The sequence below is a fragment of the Listeria fleischmannii subsp. fleischmannii LU2006-1 genome (assembly GCF_000344175.1).
In the GTDB taxonomy this organism is placed as follows: domain Bacteria; phylum Bacillota; class Bacilli; order Lactobacillales; family Listeriaceae; genus Listeria; species Listeria fleischmannii.
Map to the genome: position 1 here is coordinate 16,416 of NZ_ALWW01000033.1, position 16,463 is coordinate 32,878.

Sequence of the window (16,463 nt, forward strand, 5' to 3'; positions counted from 1 at the left end):
TAACTTCATATTAACGTTCGGATAATCGCTGCTTTATGCAGAGGAAAGTCCATGCTCGCACGGTGCTGAGATGCCCGTAGTGATCGTGCTTGGTGAAACCATAAGCCAAGGCAAGCTTTTTTAGCTTGACGGCAGGTGAATGACCTAAGTCTTTTAGATAAGGTGATTGTACCTTGAAAGTGCCACAGTGACGGAGTCCCCTTAGAAATAAGAGGAGTGGAACGAGGTAAACCCCACGAGCGAGAAACTCAAACAATGGTAGGGGCACTTTTCCCGAGTAAATGAATGAGGGAAGAGACACGCGTACTAAGTTTTCCGTTACGGTAACTAGTATGTGGTGTAGATAGATGATTATCCCTTTACTGTAACCCTGTACGCAGTAGAGGACAGAACATGGCTTACAGAACGTTAATATCAGGATGAACTAAAAAATGAAGGCTGTTTCAAAGGGCCGTTGCATTCTTTTAATGCCTTTTACGTATTACGTAGATGTCCTTTTGAAGCAGTTTTTTTCTTGGATAAAATAAAAAAGGATGATGACGATGAACGAATTTAATCTTGTGGCTACCGCTGCATCTGGACTTGAAGCTATTGTCGGCAAAGAAGTCAAACGTCTAGGATACGAACCAAAAGTGGAAAATGGAAAAGTGTTTTTTAGTGGGGATAAAAATGCGATTGCACGCGCCAATTTATGGCTTCGTGTTGCGGACCGCGTCAAAATTGTTGTAGGTGAATTTAAAGCGACAACGTTTGATGAGTTATTTGAAAAAACAAAAGCCTTACCTTGGGAAAATTATTTGCCACTGGATGCGGCTTTTCCGGTATCAGGTAAGTCCGTTAAGTCAACACTATTTAGTGTGCCGGATTGTCAGGCGATTACTAAAAAAGCGATTGTGAATCGGCTTAGTGAAAAGTACCGGCGGAGTGGAAGGCTCATGGAGACGGGGGCGCTTTTCAAAATAGAGGTGTCGATTTTAAAAGATGTTGTAACGCTTACGATTGATACGAGTGGCGCGGGCTTACATAAACGTGGTTACCGGACGGCTCAGGGCGGGGCGCCGCTTAAAGAAACGATGGCCGCAGCGCTTGTGTTACTTACGAGTTGGCATCCGGATCGGCCTTTTTATGACCCTGTTTGTGGGTCGGGGACTATTCCGATTGAAGCGGCGATGATTGGGCAAAATATTGCGCCTGGATTTAATCGCGAGTTTGTTTGTGAAACGTGGGACTGGATGCCGGAAAAAGTGTTTCAAGAGGCTAGGGATGAGGCGGAACGTTTAGCTAATTATGATCAGCCGCTTGATATTTTAGGTGCAGACATTGACCATCGTTTAATTGAAATTGCCAAGCAAAATGCGAAAGAAGCAGGGTTTGGTGATTTAATTTCGTTTAAACAAATGCAAGCAAGTGACTTTACAACTGAAAAAGAATACGGGGTTGTTGTGGCGAATCCACCGTACGGGGAGCGTTTAGAAGATGAGGAACAAATCCGCATTCTGTATAAAGAAATGGGCGAAGTCTATGCGAAGATGCCAACGTGGTCGGTGTATGTATTAACCAGTTATGAGAAATTTGAAGAAGTGTACGGGAAGAAAGCAACGAAAAAACGAAAATTGTATAATGGCTATTTGCGAACTGATTTATATCAATACTGGGGACCAAGAAAACCAAGAAACAAGGAGTGACAAATATGTCAGAAACCGTTTATGAACTTGAACAAGAATTTTTAGCTTACGTTAAACGAAAAGAAGCGCTTAACGAGGCATTAAATTTAGTTTATTGGGATATTCGCACGGGCATTCCTAAAAAGGGAGCCACAGCACGTTCTCTTGTCATTGAGGTTTTAGCAGAAGACATTTTTAAACTAGAAGTGTCTGAAGAAATGGCGGCTTTTATTGCAGCACTCACGCCACATAAAGACGAGTTAAATGAAGTGAGCCGTAAAACGCTCGAAGAATGCAGCCGTTTATATGAACGCAATAAAAAAATTCCAGCAAAAGAATTTGCCGCTTACTCCAAATTAGTGGCGGATGCGGAAACGGTTTGGGGAGAGGCCCGGGCACAAAATGATTTTTCGAAATTTGCGTCTTATTTAACGGATATCGTGGCGATGAAGCGCAAATTTATCGAGTATTGGGGTTATGATGCTAATAAGTATGATACTTTACTCGATCAATATGAACCTGGTATGACGGTAGAAATCTTGGATAATGTGTTTAATAAACTTCGCACAGGAATCACGGATTTACGGCAAAAAATGAAACAGGGCGTTACGCCGGATGCCGCACCGCTAAAAGTTAATCTGGCAAAAGAGATTCAAAAAACATTTAGTGAACGTGTTTTAAAGAAAATGGGATTTGATTTTGAGGCAGGACGTTTAGATGACACGATTCATCCGTTTGCTATCGGTTTAAATCGCGGCGATGTCCGAATTACAACGCGTTATGATGAAGCCAATTTTAAAATGGCCGTGTTTGGCATTATTCACGAGGGCGGGCATGCGATTTATGAACAAAACTTTGATCCAAAACTTGCCGGAACACCGCTTAGTGAAGGTGCTTCGATGGGCATTCATGAATCACAATCACTCTTTTATGAAATTATTTTAGGCTCCAGTTTCGCGTTTTGGAAAAGTAATTACAAAGACTTGGCTCTTCTTTCTAAACCTGCATTTGACGATGTGTCACTTGAGGATTTTTACCGAGCTACAAACATTTCTGAAAGTTCCCTCATACGAATTGAGGCGGATATTTTAACGTATCCCTTGCATATCATGATTCGCTATGAACTTGAAAAAGCCCTTATGAACGGCGAACTAGAAGTGGCCGATTTACAAGAGGCATGGGCAGACAAATACGAGTCATATCTTGGCATTCGTCCAGAAAAAGATAGCGAAGGCGTGTTACAAGATATTCACTGGGCAGGTGGTGACTTCGGTTATTTCCCTTCGTATGCACTTGGCCTGATTTACGCTTCCCAGTTTTTCCATACGATGAAACAAGAAATTCCAAATCTAGACCAGGTTATCGCAAGTGATGATTATACGGAAATCCGTGAGTGGCTTACAAAAAACGTTCATCAATACGGTAAGCTAAAAAAACCACTTGAAATTTTGCAAGATACAACAGGCGAAAGTTTAAACCCGGATTATTTACTAGATTTACTAAAAGAGCGATATGCATTCGTTTACAAATTAGAAAGCTAAAAAAAAGCGATTGACCAAATAAAAAACGTTCGTTATAATGATACAATAATTAAACATGACACTTATATAATAATTGTGATATGGACAATGAGTTTCTACCCGGTTGCCGTAAATAACCGGACTATGAGTGATATGCATGAATCAGCCCGGCTGGTTTATTTCGCCTATCTCTCAAAACGAGATAGGTTTTTTGTTGTCTAAAAAGGAAGGGAGCACTTGTTTTGAAGTTATTAGAAGATTATATTTTGGAAAAAGGGACGGTTTTAGAAGGGGATGTACTGAAGGTCGATGCTTTCCTGAACCACCAAATTGATCCCAAGTTAATGCGTGAAATCGGCGGTGAATTTGCGGAGCATTTTAAAGGTTTAGGCATCACAAAAATTGTGACCATAGAATCATCCGGCATTGCGCCTGCCGTTTTTGCAGGCCTTTATTTAGATGTTCCTGTCATTTTTGCCAGAAAAAAGAAGTCTGTTACACTAAAAGACCATTTATATACCGCCGAAGTATATTCTTACACGAAAAAAGAAACAAGTTCAATCTCCATCTCAGAAAGTTTTTTAACAAGTGAAGATAAACTTTTAATTATCGATGATTTTTTGGCTAACGGACAAGCTGCGCTAGGGTTAATTGAAATTGCGAAATCCGCTAAGGCGACCGTGTCCGGCATTGGCATTGTAATCGAAAAATCTTTCCAAAAAGGCCGTCAATTACTTGATGAAACGGGCATTCAAGTGGTGTCACTTGCACGAATTGCTTCCTTAGAAAATCAAAGGATTCACTTTTTAGATGAGGAGGGTCATCATGTTAAGTAAGGGAAGAATGGCCGCACTAGGCTTTCAACATGTGCTTGCGATGTATGTCGGGGCTGTCATTGTGCCACTATTAATTGGCGGAGCACTTGGATTTAATACGGAACAAATGACGTATTTGGTTTCTATAGATATTTTTATGTGCGGTATTGCGACTCTTTTACAACTGACGGTGAATCGCTTTTTTGGTATTGGATTGCCCGTTGTACTTGGTTGTGCGGTTCAGGCGATTGCGCCCATCATTTTAATCGGGCAGGAAATGGGAATTTCTGCGATTTACGGCTCCATCATTGCTTCAGGCGTATTTGTTCTTTTAATCGCACCGTTCTTTTCTAAAATTGTGCGTTTTTTTCCACCAGTTGTAACGGGTTCTGTTGTAACGGTGATTGGGTTAACGCTCATTCCGGTGGCTATCAACAATCTGGCAGGGCGGTGTGGGGGCTTCGGACTTCGGTTCTTTTTATAATATCGGACTTGGTTTTGGTACGCTTTTACTCATTATTTTAGTTTATCGGTTTGGAAGAGGGTTCACAAAAGCAATTGCCGTTTTAATCGGGCTTGTTGGCGGTTCTGTTGCGGCTGCTATTTTAAACGGCATTAATTTGGCACCTGTTAAAGAAGCTAGCTTTTTTCATCTGCCGCAACCTTTCTATTTTGGAACACCAACGTTTGAATGGCCCGCGATTGTTACGATGATTCTAATTTCGCTTGTCAGCATGGTTGAATCAACAGGCGTTTATTTTGCCTTATCAGATATAACCGGTCGCTCCTTAAAGAAACAAGATTTAACGCGTGGTTACCGTGCGGAAGGACTTGCTATTATTCTAGGCGGTATTTTTAATACTTTTCCGTATACAGGCTATTCACAAAATGTTGGTTTGGTGCAGTTATCTGGGATTAAAACGCGTAAGGTGATCTATGTGGCGGCCGCATTTTTACTCGTACTCGGTTTAGTGCCTAAAATTGGTGCTGTTACAACGATTATTCCAACGAGTGTTTTAGGCGGTGCGATGGTGGCCATGTTTGGAATGGTTGTGGCCCAGGGGATTAAAATGCTTGGCAAAGTGAACTTTACCTCGCAAGAAAATTTACTTATTATTGCTTGCTCGGTTGGGGTTGGCCTAGGCGTCACAGTCGTACCGGATTTATTTCAAAACTTCCCTTCGTTTATTCAATTATTTACAAGTAACGGTATTGTAGCAGGTAGCTTTACGGCGATTATTTTAAATATTATTTTTAACATGCTCCCGTCACGAAAAAAAGACAGCAGTGAAGAAATGGAGTTACAACAAGTAAGTGAATAAGGGCAAAAAAAGACATACGAATCGGTATGCTTTTTTGTTGACAAATGGATGGAAAAGCGTAAAATGTAAAACGTAATCATTATTATTTACAAAAGAAAGGAGAAACTATGGCTAAAAAATCAAAAGTAGCAAAACATGAACGTCAAAAAGCGCTTGTTGAACAATACGCGGAGCTACGTAGAGAACTAAAAGCAGAAGGCCGTTATGACGAACTTCGAAAATTACCTCGTGACAGTTCTAAGACGCGTTTGCATAATCGCTGCGAATTAACAGGACGTCCTCATGCTTATATGCGTAAATTTGGTATGAGTAGAATCCGTTTTCGTGAGCTCGCACATAAAGGGCAAATTCCTGGTGTAAAAAAAGCCAGTTGGTAGACATATAATGAACGGAGGAGGCTGGAAGTGTTCCAGCTTCTTTTTTATGGTAAAATGAGACAAGAAAACTAAAAGGAGTCTCATAATGGAAACTAAACAACCTAATTTACTTGTTATTGATGGTATGGCACTATTATTTCGTGCGTTTTATGCAACAGCGGTGAGTAAACAATTTATGTACAATGAAAGTGGCCTGCCTACAAATGGGGTTCAAGGGATGTTGCGGCATATTTTTGCGGCAATGCGCCAAAGTCAGCCAACACATACAGTTATTTGCTGGGATATGGGCTCACAAACATTTCGAAATGAACTTTTTGATGGTTATAAAGCTGGCCGAACAGCGCCGCCAGAAGAAATGATTCCCCAGTTTGATTTAGCGAAAGAAGTAGCGGAAGCTTTTGGGTTTGTAAACATTGGTGTTCCGGGATTTGAAGCGGATGACTGTATTGGAACCATTACAACTAGGCTAACATCAGATTTAAACACAACGGTTTTAAGTGGAGATAAAGATTTACTACAACTTATTCATCCTAAAAATGAAGTATGGATTATGCAAAAAGGCTACGGAAATTATAAGCGCTATGATGAAGCTACTTTTTATGCAGAAATGGGAATTACTCCAAGTCAATTCATTGATGTGAAGGCGCTCATGGGCGATACTTCAGACGGGTATCCAGGCGTGCGTGGGATTGGTGAAAAAACGGCCTTAAAGCTTATTCAAGAATTTGAGACGATAGACGGTGTTTTAGCGAACCTTGATCAACTTAAACCCGCTCAGCAGAAAAAAATTGCAGAAGACCGAGACATGCTTTTTTTAAGCCAAAAACTAGCCGCTATTCATACGGATGTACCACTGGAAATAGATTATGAACGCTGTTTATTCCGCGGTTTTTCTAAAGAAATGAGTGACGCTTGCATGCATTACGGTCTGAAAACCGTGCAGCGGGATATTGAGGTGTAAAGAGATGCTAAACGAAATAAAAACAGAAACCGTAAAAGCAAAATTCCTCTCCTATTCAAAAGAAGAACAAATCAAATTGCTTGAACTAAGAAGGATTTTATTTCACATCGCCCATCTCATAAACCCAAGTGAACCCCTTATCGAATCGTTAAAATGGGGGCAGCCAAGTTATGCTATGAAGGGCGGGACACCTGTTAGGCTTGACTCATTTGGTGAAAAGCAAGTGGCCTTGTTCGTTCATTGCCAGACGCATTTAATAGACCATTTTCGAACGATTTTCGGTGGTGAATTGGTCTTTTCAGGCAACCGGGCCATCGTATTTGATGTAAATGCTCCTTTGCCAGAAGCTGCCATTCAACTGTGTGCGGAAGCGGCGTTTACTTATCATAAGAAGAAATAAAAGAAGCCCCCGAAGTAGTGTTTCGGGGGCTTCTTTTATTTTTCCGATTGAATGGCTTGGCGCGCTAATTCATCGGCTTTTTTATTTTGCGATACATTCCGGTAATTGATATAAAAAAGTGGAATTAGTTCCGAAAGTTGTAAAATCGCGTCTAAATGTGGCTTAAATAATGGATTTTTAGCATAGCGCTTCTCGACGCTATCAATCACAATTTTAGAGTCCGTATAAAGCCGAACAAAATCGGGGTTGTGCGTGAGTGCCAATTCAAGGCCTATTTTACAGGCTATAAATTCCGCTTCGTGATTGGTTAAAATGCCAATGGGAAGGGCATGTTGCTCATAAATTTGGTCGGATTTAATGACAACGCCGGCCCCGCTTAAACCAGGACTGCCGGAGCTAGCCCCGTCCACAAAAACGTCCATTTCGTACTCCTCCTTGATGTGTTTTCCTTATTATATTTTGTTCGTTCTTAAAATGCAAAAATAAAAAAGCCGGCAGAAGCCAGCTTGTCCGTGTCAAATTAGTTTCATTATACTTTTTCTACATTGGCCGCTTGAGGTCCGCGATTTCCTTCGACCACTTCAAAGGAGACTTCTTGACCTTCTTCTAACGATTTGTAACCATCACCTTGGATTGCCGTGAAGTGAACGAAAATGTCTTCGCCGCTTTCTGTTTCGATAAAACCATAACCTTTTTCATTGTTAAACCATTTTACTTTCCCATTTTGCATTGAAATAAATCCTCCAAATCTTGGCCCTTTTTTAAGTGACCTTTCTGTCATACAAGAAAGTCTTATACGATACTCTTAATATAAACCAAAGTACCTAATAAGGTCAAGATAATTTTTAAAAAATTATATAATCTTCTGACTTGTAAAGGTTTTCTTTTTTGTTTTTATCGTTTTTTTATAAAAATGGGGATTAGACGAGGTGCCGAAAGTACTAAAATTAACAATTTAATGTTTTATCATGCCTTTTTCTCAAAAAGAAAAAAAGTTTAGGGGTAATTGCTTTGTTAAATTTGTGTTGTGTAGTACAATTTGTATGTGAACGAAATTGAGTTGGAGGGTAGTGCTATGCCAACACCTAGTATGGAAGACTATATTGAGAAAATCTATTCTCTGATTGAAAACAAGGGTTATGCGCGAGTTTCGGATATTGCTGACGAACTGATGGTGCATCCTTCTTCGGTGACGAAGATGGTACAAAAACTTGATAAAGATGGCTATCTGGTGTATGAAAAATATCGTGGTTTGATTTTAACTGCAAAGGGCAATAAAGCTGGGAAACGACTACTTGAGCGTCATACACTCTTAGAAAGTTTTTTACGTACAATCGGTGTGAAAGAAGAGCATGTTTATGAGGATGTGGAAGGAATTGAACATCACTTAAGTTGGAATTCAATTGATCGAATTGGCGACCTCTTGCAGTTTTTTGAAGAGAACGAAGATGCACTTATAAAGCTTCGTGAACTGAACGCTCGAAATTTTGACAAAGAAGAATAAGGTATCACGGAATTGTAAAATGTAGATGCGCAATCCTCTTTTCCGTACAGTAAAAATTTACTGGCCGATTTTTTCGGTGCCTAAAAAGGAAAGGGTTTACATTTTGCATTTTCTTATTATACATATTTGGAGGGGAATAGAATGACAAAAGAAGTAAAATCAGACATCGAGATTGCACTCGCAGCAAAAGTAGATCCTATTACACAAATCGCGGAAAGTATCGGTCTTAGTGCCGATGACCTTGAACTCTACGGGAAAACGAAGGCAAAATTGACCTATGAAACCATCCATTCGCTAGAAAACAAAGAAAATGGGAAATTAATTTTAGTTACAGCCATCAATCCAACACCAGCTGGTGAAGGAAAATCAACTGTAACGGTTGGTCTTGGGGATGCTCTTTCTAGGAAGGGTAAGAAAACGGTCATCGCACTTCGCGAACCTTCGCTTGGCCCAACAATGGGAATTAAAGGTGGGGCAACAGGTGGGGGCTATGCCCAAGTTGTTCCTATGGAAGATATTAACTTGCATTTTACAGGAGATTTCCATGCGATTACGACAGCCAATAATGCGTTATCAGCGTTCATTGATAACCATATGCAACAAGGAAATGATTTAAATATTGATCAACGCCGTATTGTTTGGAAACGTGTTGTAGATTTAAACGACCGTGCCCTTCGTAAAGTAGTAGTTGGATTAGGCGGACCAATTCAAGGTATTCCGCGTGAAGATGGTTTTGATATTACAGTGGCGTCTGAAATTATGGCGATTATTTGTTTAGCAACAGATTTAAAAGATTTAAAACATCGTTTAAGTGAAATTGTGATTGGTTATAACTATGCAAGAGAACCAATTACAGTAGGGGAACTAGGCTATGAAGGTGCCCTCACTTTACTTTTAAAAGATGCCCTAAAACCTAATTTGGTTCAAACTTTAGAACATACTCCGGCCATTGTGCACGGTGGACCATTTGCTAATATCGCGCACGGCTGTAATAGTATTTCTGCTACCAAAACAGCGCTGAAACTCGGTGAATTTGTTGTAACAGAAGCTGGATTTGGTGCCGATTTAGGAGCAGAAAAATTCTTAGATATTAAAGTTCCTGCTTTAGGAAAAGCACCTGATTGTGTAGTTATTGTGGCAACCATCCGCGCGCTTAAAATGCATGGTGGTGTTGCAAAAACTGAACTGGGTTCTGAAAATGTTGAGGCACTAAAAGCCGGTTTTGCCAATCTTAAAAAGCATACGGAATCTATTCAACAATTTGGTTTGCCTTTTGTTATTGCGATTAACAAATTTATTACTGATACAGATAACGAAGTGAAAGCATTAGAAGAGCTTTGTTCCGCTAATGATATTCCGTTTTCACTTACAGAAGTATGGGAAAAAGGCGGAGAAGGTGGTCTTCCACTTGCTGAAAAAGTCATAAGTGAAATCGAAAAAGGCACAGCAAATTATACACGCCTTTATGATGATGCGGAATCTATTGAGGCTAAACTTGAAAAAATTGTAACGAAAATTTATGGCGGTATGGGCGTTGAACTTTCAACTAAAGCCCAAAAACAAATTGTAGATTTTAAAAAATACGGTTGGGATCGTTATCCTATTTGTATGGCTAAAACGCAATATTCGCTTTCTGATGAACCAACTTCTCTTGGCCGACCAGAAAACTTTACCATTCATATTCGCGAATTTATTCCAAAACTTGGAGCAGGATTCATTGTTGCTTTAACTGGCGATGTGATGACGATGCCTGGTCTTCCGAAAAAACCTGCGGCACTAAATATGGATGTTGATGAAAATGGGAATGCAATGGGATTATTTTAAAAGAAAAAGCGCGATTTTCGCGCTTTTTCGCTTGTAGAAAAACTCAAAGATTACGCAAAACAAAACGCTTCTCACCAAAATCAGACTGCTGATAAATGGTGAGATTCTAGGCAGTGCCTCTGTACCGGAGCGGAGTGTACTTGAGTACATGAGCACCGGAACGGAGGCACTAACAACGAAGATTGCCGTTTGTCAGCAGTCTGAAAGCGCGATTTTCGCGCTTTTTTATGTGCTCTCAAGCGAGAAAAAAAGTTAACCCTTTCTTCATGAGTATGCTAAAATGAAAGATACAAAGTGAAATAGGATGGGGAAGTTATGAAACAACTAAAAGTGATAGATATGACAAAAACGTTTGGTGAAAAAACGCTCTTTGATCATGTTGATGTAACAATATCAGAGGGGGAACGTATTGGTCTGATTGGCGTAAATGGTACGGGTAAGTCCACCTTTTTAGACTGTATTGCTGGGATTTCAAGCGGAGATACAGGTGAAATCTTGAAACCGAGTGACTATACAATAGGATTTTTAAGGCAAAACCCTCCTTTAGACGAAAAAGTAACGGTTTTAGAGGCTGTTTTTGCTGGTGAAACGCGAAATTTACGAGCAGTCCGCGAATATGAGCGGGTCTTGCTTGCGATGGAAGAGGAGCAAACAGAGGCGATACACGAGCACTTCACGCGGGCACAAGCGGAAATGGATGCAACGAATGCGTGGGATTTAAATACGGAAGCGAAGACGATTCTGGACCGTCTTGGCGTTAAAAATTTAAAGGCGAAAATTAGTGAGCTCTCAGGCGGCGAGAGAAAACGGGCGGCGCTTGCCCAGGTATTAATTGAAACGCCTGACTTGCTCATTTTAGATGAACCAACCAACCATCTTGATTTTACAACAATCAAATGGCTAGAAGATTATTTAACCCGTTTTAAAGGAGCCGTGCTTGTTGTAACGCATGACCGCTACTTTTTAGACCGGATTACGAATCATATTATTGAGCTCGATTACGGAAAACTCTATCGTTATGTGGGAAATTATGAAAGCTTTATGGAATCAAAAGCCATTCGCTTAGAGAATGAAGTCCGCGAATCCGAGAAAAATCGAAATTTATATCGAAAAGAATTAGCCTGGATGCGCCGCGGGGCCAAAGCGCGCTCCACGAAACAAAAAGCGCGCAAGGATCGTTTTGTGGATTTAGAAGATAAAGTGAAAACAAAAACGAATGACGCGAAACTCGAACTTGATTTTAAAACAAGTCGTCTAGGGAATGATGTTTTTTTACTCGAACATGTTTCGAAACGATTTAGCGAAAAAGTGATTCTAGATGATTTTAATTTACTGATTAAACCAGGCGAAAGGCTTGGTATCACAGGGAAAAACGGAACAGGAAAGTCCACCCTTTTAAACATGCTGACAGGTCAAATTACGCCAGATACAGGAGAAATCACGACTGGGCAGACGGTAAACATCGGTTACTATACGCAGCAGAACACTGAACTTGACCCAGATAAACGGATGATTACCTACTTGCAAGAAATCGGGAACGAAGTGAAGACGACGCAAAATGAAACCATCAGTGTGAGTGCCATGCTCGAACGTTTTTTATTCCCAAAAGAAGCACACGGAAAATTGATTGGAAGCCTTTCTGGTGGGGAAAAACGGCGCCTATTCTTGCTTAAGGTTCTGATGAGCGCGCCAAACGTTTTATTACTCGATGAACCAACGAATGATTTAGACACCGAAACCTTAACCGTTCTAGAAGATTATTTAGAAACGTTTAATGGAACGGTTATTACAGTGAGTCATGACCGCTACTTTCTTGATAAAATAGCGAGTAAATTGCTAGTTTTTAAAGGACAAGGAATTACCGAGGAATATTACGGGATGTATAGCGAGTATTTAGAACAGGCGTCAGATGAAACGCCAAAGAAAGTGGTACCAAGTAAGCCCAAAGAAGAGCCCGAGGTTAAAAAAGAAAAAGTGAAATTTTCCTATATGGAAAAAAAGGAATGGGCAGGAATTGAGGCAGCTATTGCTGAAAAGGAAGCGCAAATTGTGACACTAAATGAAGAACTTCAAGAAACAGGTGCAGATTTTACAAAAGCGGGTGATTTGAGCGCGCAAATTGAAACGGCAGAGGCCGATTTATTACATTTATATGAGCGTTATGAATATTTATCGCAATTTGCGAATTAGGAGTTGGGACGATTGAAACAATATTTAGATTTAGAAAAATATGTGTTAGAACATGGTACACAAAAAGGCGATCGAACAGGTACAGGTACAATTAGTACTTTTGGTTATCAAATGCGATTTAATTTGCAAGAAGGATTTCCCCTTTTAACAACCAAACGTGTCCCATTTCGTTTAGTGGTGAGTGAACTTTTATGGTTTTTACACGGGGATACGAACATTCGTTATCTCTTGCAACATAATAATAACATTTGGAATGAATGGGCATTTGAACGCTACGTTAAAAGTGCGGACTATAATGGCCCAGATATGACGGATTTTGGTTTGCGTGCAAATGCTGATCCTGAATTTAATGAAGTGTATCAGGCGGAGATGGAAAAATTTAAAGCGCAGATTTTAGCGGATGAAAAATTTGCTAGTCAGTACGGCGAACTTGGCAACATCTACGGAAAACAATGGCGTGAGTGGAAAACTTCAAACGGGGAAACGATTGATCAACTGCAAGATGTAATAGAGATGATTAAGACAAACCCTAATTCAAGACGCCTCATTGTATCGGCTTGGAATCCGGAAGATGTTCCTAACATGGCTTTGCCGCCATGTCATACGCTGTTCCAATTTTTTGTGGCTGACGGAGCATTATCCTGTCAACTTTATCAAAGAAGTGCGGATATCTTTTTAGGTGTGCCGTTTAATATTGCGAGCTATGCGCTTCTTACGCATCTTATCGCGCGCGAGACGGGTCTTAAGGTCGGGGAGTTTGTCCATACGATGGGGGACGCGCATCTTTATAACAACCATTTGGAGCAAGTGAAAGAGCAGTTGCAAAGAGAGCCGCGCCCACTTCCAAAACTTGTACTGTCGGATAAGCCGGCGACCATTTTTGATTTTGATGTAGCGGACATCTCTCTTGTGGGATATGACCCGCATAAAATGATTAAAGCACCGATTTCTGTTTAAAAGGAGGATTCCTGTGATTTCATTTATTTGGGCTCAAGATAAAGAAGGTAATATTGGTAAAAATAATAGTATGCCGTGGCACTTACCAGAAGATTTAAAGTTTTTTAAAGAACAAACAAGTGGCCATACGGTTGTTATGGGACGAAAAACGTATGAATCCCTAGGAAAAGCACTTCCAAATCGGCGAAATCTCGTTTTATCACGCGATACTACTCTTTCGTTGCCGGATGCGGAAGTTGTGCATGATAAAGACGAGATTATCCAAATGGCCAAAAAGGAATCGTTATTTATTTGCGGCGGCGCGGAAATTTACCGCTTGTTTTTAGATGTGGTGGATCGTCTGATTGTCACTAAAATCGAGGCAACGTTTGATGCGGATACGGCTTTTCCAGACGTCGATTGGTCAAAATTTGAATTAGTCAGCGAAACAACAGGTATGCGCGATTTGAAAACGGATATTTCATTCGGCTTCTACACTTACGTGAGAAAGCGCGTCGTATGAAATCGAAATTAGAGCAGCGTGCTTCATTCATTGAACGCGCAACAAGCGCATTTTGCTGTCCAATTTGTGAGCAGGACTGTGATTTCGAACCACCACTAACATTAAAGTGTCGAAATGGGCACGCGTTTGATGTGGCGAAACCAGGCTATTTATTTTTACTTGCTCACGGGACGAAAACGAAGTACGATAAGGCGCTTTTTGAGGCGCGCAAACGACTGATTGAAACAGGTTTCTTTGATCAAATGACTGCGCGAATCATTTCTTTTATCCAAGAAATCGACCGAGAGGAACTTCAAATTGTGGATGCGGGTTCAGGCGAAGGCAGTCACTTGGCGCACATCGCTCAAATGATTCCAAAAGACGTATTAGCATTTGGATTTGATATTGCAAAAGAAGGCGTGAAGCAAGCGGCAAGAGATTATGCCGACATTATTTTTGCGGTGGCCGACTTAGCCAATATGCCTTTAAAAAAATCAGAAACAGATGTTATTATCAATATTTTATCTCCTGCGAGTTACGAAGAATTTGCGCGGATTTTAAAGGATGATGGGCGAGTTATTAAAGTCATTCCGGAGACCAATTATTTAAAAGAACTTCGAACTTTTTTCTATGATGATGAAAATACTTATTCTAGCACGCGAGTTCAAGAACGCTTTAAGGAATCTTTTTCTGTCGTTCATGAAGAGCGGGTGACTTATAAGCGCAAACTTGACCGCTCGGAGCTAGCCGATTTAATGGCCATGACACCACTTGGTTGGCACATTACGGAGGAGAAGAAGGCGCTTCTCCTTTCTTTCGGAACGCAGACAATTACAGTTGATTACAAGATCATCGTAGGGGCCAAACATAAATTGGACTTAAAGTAGGACTTTCCATGTTATATAATAAAAAGAAAACAGGAGGTTACTTATGAGTGAACTTTTAGCGCTTCAAAATGGATCAGATATTCGCGGAATTGCTATTCAAACGGACGAGCATGACATCACATTAACAGACGACGCGATTCAAAAAATAGCACAGGGCACTACGCTTTTTTTAAAACAAAAGAAAAAGTTGTCTGGGCGAATTAAAGTGGTAATCGGTCATGACAGCCGCTTGTCGGCAGAACGAATCAAATTAGCGTTAACGGAAGTACTTTCTTCAAATGGAATTGAGGTGCTTGATGCCCATCTTGCGACCACGCCCGCGATGTTTATGGCGACTCAGTATGAGGAAATTAACGCAGATTGCGGGATTATGATAACAGCAAGCCACTTACCTTATTTTTATAACGGAATCAAGATTTTTACCCAGTCCGGCGGCGCAGAAAAAGAAGATATTCGTTACATATTAGAACATGCCACTGAAAAAACGGAAAATACACAAGCTGCTACGGTCAAAAATATAGATTTAATGAGTCTTTATGCGGATGATTTAGTGAGGAAGATTCGGGAAAAAGTTGGCACTTCCGAAACACCACTTGCAGGTAGTAAAATTGTGGTAGATGCAGGCAACGGGGCAGGTGGATTTTTTGCAAAAAGCGTTTTAGCTCCCCTTGGTGCAGATGTTTCGGCCAGCCAGTTTTTAGAGCCAGATGGCCATTTTCCAAATCACATTCCAAATCCCGACAACGATGAAGCGATGGCGAGCTTACAAAAAGCTGTTTTAGAGAGCAAGGCTGATTTGGGTGTCATTTTTGATACAGACGTGGATCGAGCGGCAATCATGGATCAAAACGGAGAAAGTCTCAATCGAAACGCTCTTATCGCCGTTATTTCTGCCATTCTATTAAAAGAGCATCCAGAAACGACCATTGTCACAGATTCTACGACTTCCGATCATTTACGCCATTTTATCGAGTCGCTTTCTGGGAAGCAACATCGTTTTAAACGTGGCTACCGTAATGTGATTGGGGAAGCGATTCGACTAAATGAAGTGGGGATACCTTCTGAAATTGCCATTGAAGTAAGTGGACACGCGGCTTTAAAAGAAAATTACTTTTTAGATGATGGGGCCTATTTAGTTGCACGGATTTTGATGGAATACGCCAAGTTAAAAGCAGATGGCGAGGACTTAATGAGCTTGATTGCTAGTTTAAAACAACCCGCTGAAAGCATGGAAATGCGTCTTCAAATTTTGGACGATGATTTTAAACCATACGGGCAAAAGGTGTTAAGTGATTTTGAAGCATTTGTAAAACAAATGCCTGATTTTGAGCTCGAGCCTAATAATTATGAAGGCATTCGTGTACAAACAAGTGGGAAATACGGCTCTGGCTGGTTTTTACTTCGGATGAGCTTGCATGAACCGGTTATGCCGCTTAATATTGAAAGTGATACGAAAGGCGGCATTGACCTGATTTTAACGGATTTAAGACCGTTTTTCGAAGGGTATAAGGCCACCTTAAAAATTTTAAATGAGGAAAAATACTTTGTAAAGTTTGAATTT

15 protein-coding genes, 1 other RNA gene, 1 pseudogene and 1 riboswitch are annotated in these 16,463 nt (G+C 40.6%); of the genes and pseudogenes, 15 read left to right on the forward strand and 2 right to left on the reverse strand.

Annotation, left to right across the window (positions count from 1 at the left end; genetic code table 11):
• The first annotated feature begins 13 nt into the window (after nt 1-13).
• From rnpB to LFLEISCH_RS10260, 8 genes and pseudogenes are all read left to right on the forward strand, one after another.
• Nucleotides 14-406: RNase P RNA component class B (gene rnpB, locus LFLEISCH_RS15040), an RNA gene on the forward strand.
• Nucleotides 407-542: 136 nt separating this feature from the next.
• A complete protein-coding gene (locus LFLEISCH_RS10230; protein ID WP_007476110.1) occupies nt 543-1,685 on the forward strand; it encodes a THUMP domain-containing class I SAM-dependent RNA methyltransferase in 1,143 nt (380 codons plus the stop codon).
• A gap of 5 nt (nt 1,686-1,690) precedes the next feature.
• Nucleotides 1,691-3,205, forward strand: a complete 1,515-nt coding sequence (locus tag LFLEISCH_RS10235) for a carboxypeptidase M32 (RefSeq protein ID WP_007476112.1) — start codon at nt 1,691-1,693, stop codon at nt 3,203-3,205.
• Between the two features lie 42 nt (nt 3,206-3,247).
• Nucleotides 3,248-3,349: riboswitch (purine riboswitch) on the forward strand.
• A gap of 77 nt (nt 3,350-3,426) precedes the next feature.
• Nucleotides 3,427-4,020 (forward strand): xanthine phosphoribosyltransferase, encoded by a 594-nt coding sequence (locus tag LFLEISCH_RS10240; RefSeq protein WP_007476114.1) that lies wholly within the window; start codon nt 3,427-3,429, stop codon nt 4,018-4,020.
• Nucleotides 4,010-5,321 (forward strand): annotated as a pseudogene (locus LFLEISCH_RS10245) (nucleobase:cation symporter-2 family protein). Before LFLEISCH_RS10240 ends, LFLEISCH_RS10245 begins: the two are co-directional and overlap by 11 nt.
• A gap of 107 nt (nt 5,322-5,428) precedes the next feature.
• On the forward strand, nt 5,429-5,698 hold the full coding sequence (gene rpsN, locus LFLEISCH_RS10250) for a 30S ribosomal protein S14 (protein ID WP_007476116.1): 270 nt from the start codon (nt 5,429-5,431) through the stop codon (nt 5,696-5,698).
• An 85-nt stretch (nt 5,699-5,783) separates the two neighbouring features.
• Nucleotides 5,784-6,659: a 5'-3' exonuclease gene (locus LFLEISCH_RS10255; RefSeq protein WP_007476118.1), complete on the forward strand. Its 876-nt coding sequence runs from the start codon at nt 5,784-5,786 to the stop codon at nt 6,657-6,659.
• A 4-nt stretch (nt 6,660-6,663) separates the two neighbouring features.
• The gene (locus LFLEISCH_RS10260) at nt 6,664-7,059 is read left to right on the forward strand and encodes a DUF1801 domain-containing protein (protein ID WP_007476121.1); all 396 of its coding nucleotides are present in this window, start codon (nt 6,664-6,666) and stop codon (nt 7,057-7,059) included.
• Nucleotides 7,060-7,094: 35 nt separating this feature from the next.
• On the opposite strand, the gene LFLEISCH_RS10265 is transcribed toward LFLEISCH_RS10260, so the two are convergent.
• Nucleotides 7,095-7,481: a ribonuclease HI family protein gene (locus LFLEISCH_RS10265; protein WP_007476122.1), complete on the reverse strand. Its 387-nt coding sequence runs from the start codon at nt 7,479-7,481 to the stop codon at nt 7,095-7,097.
• A 107-nt stretch (nt 7,482-7,588) separates the two neighbouring features.
• Nucleotides 7,589-7,789, reverse strand: a complete 201-nt coding sequence (cspD, locus tag LFLEISCH_RS10270; protein WP_007476124.1) for a cold-shock protein CspD — start codon at nt 7,787-7,789, stop codon at nt 7,589-7,591.
• Between the two features lie 345 nt (nt 7,790-8,134).
• Between cspD and mntR the strand changes: the two genes are divergently transcribed.
• The 7 genes from mntR to LFLEISCH_RS10305 form a co-directional block, all read left to right on the forward strand.
• Complete coding sequence (mntR, locus tag LFLEISCH_RS10275) at nt 8,135-8,563, forward strand: transcriptional regulator MntR (RefSeq protein WP_007476125.1); 429 nt, start codon at nt 8,135-8,137, stop codon at nt 8,561-8,563.
• A 141-nt stretch (nt 8,564-8,704) separates the two neighbouring features.
• Entirely contained in the window at nt 8,705-10,387 is a 1,683-nt protein-coding gene (locus tag LFLEISCH_RS10280; protein WP_007476127.1) for a formate--tetrahydrofolate ligase, read from the forward strand.
• A gap of 315 nt (nt 10,388-10,702) precedes the next feature.
• Nucleotides 10,703-12,577, forward strand: coding sequence for an ABC-F family ATP-binding cassette domain-containing protein (locus tag LFLEISCH_RS10285; RefSeq protein ID WP_007476129.1), 1,875 nt, complete (start codon nt 10,703-10,705; stop codon nt 12,575-12,577).
• Nucleotides 12,578-12,589: 12 nt separating this feature from the next.
• Entirely contained in the window at nt 12,590-13,534 is a 945-nt protein-coding gene (locus tag LFLEISCH_RS10290) for a thymidylate synthase (RefSeq protein ID WP_007476131.1), read from the forward strand.
• 13 nt (nt 13,535-13,547) lie between these two features.
• Nucleotides 13,548-14,036, forward strand: coding sequence for a dihydrofolate reductase (locus tag LFLEISCH_RS10295; protein WP_007476133.1), 489 nt, complete (start codon nt 13,548-13,550; stop codon nt 14,034-14,036).
• The gene (locus LFLEISCH_RS10300; RefSeq protein ID WP_007476135.1) at nt 14,033-14,902 is read left to right on the forward strand and encodes a methyltransferase domain-containing protein; all 870 of its coding nucleotides are present in this window, start codon (nt 14,033-14,035) and stop codon (nt 14,900-14,902) included. Before LFLEISCH_RS10295 ends, LFLEISCH_RS10300 begins: the two co-directional genes overlap by 4 nt.
• A 43-nt stretch (nt 14,903-14,945) precedes the next feature.
• Nucleotides 14,946-16,463: phosphohexomutase domain-containing protein (locus LFLEISCH_RS10305; RefSeq protein ID WP_007476137.1), on the forward strand; the 1,518-nt coding region annotated here is incomplete at its 3' end.

Bases quoted from the DNA above. Each gene is read 5' to 3' on its own strand.
- LFLEISCH_RS10280 (WP_007476127.1), top strand. From the start codon at position 8,705: ATGACAAAAGAAGTAAAATCAGACATCGAGATTGCACTCGCAGCAAAA.
- cspD (WP_007476124.1), bottom strand. From the start codon at position 7,789: ATGCAAAATGGGAAAGTAAAATGGTTTAACAATGAAAAAGGTTATGGT.
- LFLEISCH_RS10265 (WP_007476122.1), bottom strand. From the start codon at position 7,481: ATGGACGTTTTTGTGGACGGGGCTAGCTCCGGCAGTCCTGGTTTAAGC.
- rpsN (WP_007476116.1), top strand. From the start codon at position 5,429: ATGGCTAAAAAATCAAAAGTAGCAAAACATGAACGTCAAAAAGCGCTT.
- mntR (WP_007476125.1), top strand. From the start codon at position 8,135: ATGCCAACACCTAGTATGGAAGACTATATTGAGAAAATCTATTCTCTG.
- LFLEISCH_RS10235 (WP_007476112.1), top strand. From the start codon at position 1,691: ATGTCAGAAACCGTTTATGAACTTGAACAAGAATTTTTAGCTTACGTT.
- LFLEISCH_RS10300 (WP_007476135.1), top strand. From the start codon at position 14,033: ATGAAATCGAAATTAGAGCAGCGTGCTTCATTCATTGAACGCGCAACA.
- LFLEISCH_RS10260 (WP_007476121.1), top strand. From the start codon at position 6,664: ATGCTAAACGAAATAAAAACAGAAACCGTAAAAGCAAAATTCCTCTCC.
- LFLEISCH_RS10230 (WP_007476110.1), top strand. From the start codon at position 543: ATGAACGAATTTAATCTTGTGGCTACCGCTGCATCTGGACTTGAAGCT.
- LFLEISCH_RS10255 (WP_007476118.1), top strand. From the start codon at position 5,784: ATGGAAACTAAACAACCTAATTTACTTGTTATTGATGGTATGGCACTA.
- LFLEISCH_RS10285 (WP_007476129.1), top strand. From the start codon at position 10,703: ATGAAACAACTAAAAGTGATAGATATGACAAAAACGTTTGGTGAAAAA.